The 3,175-nt window shown below is 63.8% G+C and carries 3 protein-coding genes and 1 pseudogene; all 4 read right to left on the bottom strand.

Annotation, left to right across the window (positions count from 1 at the left end):
* Positions 1-32: 32 nt before the first annotated feature.
* Positions 33-659, bottom strand: a complete 627-nt coding sequence (locus L6637_RS42080) for a UPF0149 family protein (RefSeq protein WP_232995571.1) — start codon at positions 657-659, stop codon at positions 33-35.
* Positions 656-2,215, bottom strand: coding sequence for an IS66 family transposase (tnpC, locus tag L6637_RS42075; RefSeq protein ID WP_128929539.1), 1,560 nt, complete (start codon positions 2,213-2,215; stop codon positions 656-658). The genes L6637_RS42080 and tnpC overlap by 4 nt, the downstream gene beginning before the upstream one ends.
* Positions 2,216-2,265: 50 nt before the next feature.
* Positions 2,266-2,620, bottom strand: a pseudogene (gene tnpB, locus L6637_RS42070) (IS66 family insertion sequence element accessory protein TnpB).
* Positions 2,617-3,090 carry an IS66-like element accessory protein TnpA gene (tnpA, locus tag L6637_RS43010; RefSeq protein ID WP_128929538.1) on the bottom strand — a complete coding sequence of 158 codons (474 nt, stop codon included), beginning with the start codon at positions 3,088-3,090 and terminating at the stop codon, positions 2,617-2,619. The pseudogene tnpB and the gene tnpA overlap by 4 nt, the downstream one beginning before the upstream one ends.
* Positions 3,091-3,175 lie beyond the last annotated feature (85 nt).

The following is a 3,175-nucleotide window of genomic DNA, read 5'->3' as shown; positions in this document are numbered from 1 at the left end:
GTAACCGGTATGAGCTCCCACGTCTGCAGTGATCAGCCTGTGCGAGCGTAGCGGGTCGGCATCCAGTACTGACGCATGGCCTCGACGACGTCCGGAATGTCGGCATGGGCGTTGCGCAGGAATTCCTCGGTCTCGCGGCCTTTCCTTGGTGGTCCAAGCAGTGGACGCCCTTGATCGTCGACGCAATGCAGCAGGATGGGCAGGAGCAAGCCGTGGTGTATGTTGCTGACGTCGAGCAGTGGGCCCCAGGCTGATAGTCGCAACCGCATGGCGGCATGGAATCCCTGACACCACGGCCGCGCATCAACGTCGCCATTCGGCTTGCGGCCATGGACCGGTGCGAACCGATGTGGTGCGGTGGAAAGAACATTACTGATGTCGTTGTGGCGCAGCGCGACGGCCGAAATCGCGGCGAACTCCGGCGTGCCGCCATGGTTGAATGCGTCGGCGTCGATGGCGAGCAGCGGACAGATCCAGTCGAGCGGACTCATCGACACCGGCCCGGCCACGATCGCGGCGACATAGCCGTCGAGCATGGGAAGACTGGTGGCGACGGGATGCTGCTCGGCACGAGCCTGTAGCCAAGGCTCAAGTTCGTCGAGCGGCATCGCGGCTGCCGCCATCGATGATGAAGATGATGAACGGCGGCGGCGGGTCATGCGGCCACCCGTGCGCTGAGCTCGCGGGTCGCCTTCCAGTTCCAGGGGAGAAGTTCGTGCAGCTGGTGGCTCTTGGTCTGACCGGAGACGATGCGCTCCAGCACATCGGCCAGATAGGCCTGCGGATCGAGTTCGTGGAGCTTTGCCGTATTGACCAGCGACGCAAGGATTGCCCAGCTCTCGGCGCCGCCCTCGCTGCCGCTGAACAATGAGTTACGGCGCCCCATCGCAATCGGGCGCATTGAACGCTCGACGGTGTTGCTGTCGACCTCGACGCGGCCATCGCGGAGAAATAGCGTCAGTCCGTCCCAGTGATTGAGCGTATAGTTGATGGCCTCCACTAGCTTCGATTGGGAGAACAGGTGGTCGAGCATCGAGGTCAGTCGCGCCTTCAGCACCTCCATCAGCGGTGCGGACCTGGTGCGGCGGGCGGCAAGCCGCTGTTCGGCGCTCAAGCCACGGATCTCGGCCTCGATGGCGTAGACCGCTTGCAGGCGCTCGATCACTTCGTGAGCGAACGGCGACTGCATCGTCTTGTACACCTCGACGAATTTGCGTCGGGCATGCGCGAGACAAAAAGCCAGCTGGATCGCCCCGCCTTGACCGCGGGCAAGCGCTTTGTAGGCGGCATAGCCATCCACCTGCAGAATGCCGGAGAAGCCGGCCAATTGCCCGGCGATCTCCTCGGTGCCGCGGCCATCCGCAAACACATAGGCGACCGCCGGCGGCGATGGGCCACCCCATGGGCGATCATCCATCGCATGCGCCCAGAACTGGCAGATACGAGTGCGATGTCGTCCGGGATCGAGCACCGGCATCGGCGTCTCGTCGCAGAACAGCCGCGGCGAAGCCTGGATCGTCCGCAGCTGAAGCTCATAAAGACTCTTAAGCCACCATGCCGCACGCTTCACCCAGCCGGCGAGCGTCGCGCGGTCGAGATGAAGGCCCTGACCGGCCAGGATCTGCACCTGGCGGTACAGCGGCAGATACCAGGCGAACTTCGAGATCACCACGTGAGCCACGAGTGCCGTCGATGCCATGCCGCTGTCGATCAGACGCGGCAGCACCTTCGCCTGCACCACGCCGTCGGTGCAGCCGCGGCAGGCGTATTTGGGACGAATCGTGCGCAGTACCCGCAGGATCGCCGGGATCACGTCCAGTACCTCGCTCACATCCTCGCCGATCCGGTGCAGAAGGCCCTGGCAGCACGGGCACGCTGTCGTGTCTGGCTCGAGCACCTGCTCGCAGCGAGGCAAATGCTTGGGTAGCGCGCCGATGTTGCGCCTCGCCTTCTTGCGCGGCTTCCCAGCCGGCTTCGTCGCAGGCAAATCGTCGTTGGCTGGCGCAGGTGATGTGACGCCAGTCGCGAGATCGTCCAGTTCGAGCGCGAGCTGCTCGGCCACGATCGCCGCCAGCCGCTCTGAGCGCTTGCCGAAGATCATCTCCTTCAGCGTCTGCATCGCCACACGTAGCTTCTCGTTCTCGGCGTCAAGCGCGAGCACCATCTCGGCCAGAGCCGCTGCATCGGTCGGAAGAGCTTCGGGACGAATCGCCATGATCGAACGATATATCCGCCCATCACAGGCTCCAGCAAAATCTTCGCCTCTCAGCCGACAACGGCCGGCTGCTTCACAGGCTTGTGTGAAACACGCGTCCACTCAAGTCCGTCGAGCAGCATCGCGAGTTGTGTCGCACTCAGATGCACCACGCCGTCGCGGACCGGCGGCCAGGTGAAGTGTCCCTGGTGCAGCCACTTCGTCACCAGCACCATGCCGCTACCATCCCATGCCAGAAGCTTCACTCTGTCCGCGCGCTTGCTGCGGAACACGAAGATGTCGCCGCAATACGAGGTTCGCGTGCAACGCTTCGCTCACCAGCGCCGACAGCGTGTGCACCGACTTGCGAAAGTCGACTGGCTGTGCCGCCAGCACCACCTTGAGGTCAGACCGTAATGCAATCAACGGATGCCCCGAAGCGCCGATAGCACTGTCGAAAGCGTCGCCAGCTCCACTCCGGGCTCGACCCGGATGCGTGCCCCGCCCAGCTCGATCTCGATCATTCCGCCAAGCTTGCCTGGAGCCGATGCCATCTGCGGCGGCACCTTATGCGCGCACGCTAACCGGTCCGACTCGTCTGCCGTCGCCGGACCGCTCTCGGAAGCGATCCGGACCGGCACGAAGCCTGGCGCCTGAAAGCTCACTGCCGTCGCGAACTTGCGCCGCCACACCGTCAGCAACCCACGGACAACGCCATGGCGCCGAGCGACCTCGGAAATATTGGCCCCTTCCTCGAAGCTCTCGGCCACGATCCGAGCCTTCTCTTCAGCCGTCCAGCGCCGTCGTCGACGCTGCCCTGTGATCACCTCGATCCGACGATAGGAGCCGCTTTCCTGCCTGGCATCAAGCCTGGCTTCATGCATGGCATCTGCCATAGCCCACCTCCAAAAAACAGTTCATGCCAGGCTGTATCGCAGCTCATTCGCGCGATGCCCAGGTGGGGGGCTCATGCCGGTTACA

Source organism: Bradyrhizobium zhengyangense, assembly GCF_022012435.1.
Taxonomy (GTDB): Bacteria; Pseudomonadota; Alphaproteobacteria; order Rhizobiales; family Xanthobacteraceae; genus Bradyrhizobium; species Bradyrhizobium zhengyangense.
The sequence above is the reverse complement of the archived record's forward strand: the minus strand, read 5'-3'. Positions and strand labels throughout refer to the sequence as shown.

Excerpts from the sequence above, each read along its gene's own strand:
- L6637_RS42080 (WP_232995571.1), bottom strand. The coding sequence starts at position 659 with ATGACCCGCCGCCGCCGTTCATCATCTTCATCATCGATGGCGGCAGCC.
- tnpC (WP_128929539.1), bottom strand. The coding sequence starts at position 2,215 with ATGGCGATTCGTCCCGAAGCTCTTCCGACCGATGCAGCGGCTCTGGCC.
- tnpA (WP_128929538.1), bottom strand. The coding sequence starts at position 3,090 with ATGGCAGATGCCATGCATGAAGCCAGGCTTGATGCCAGGCAGGAAAGC.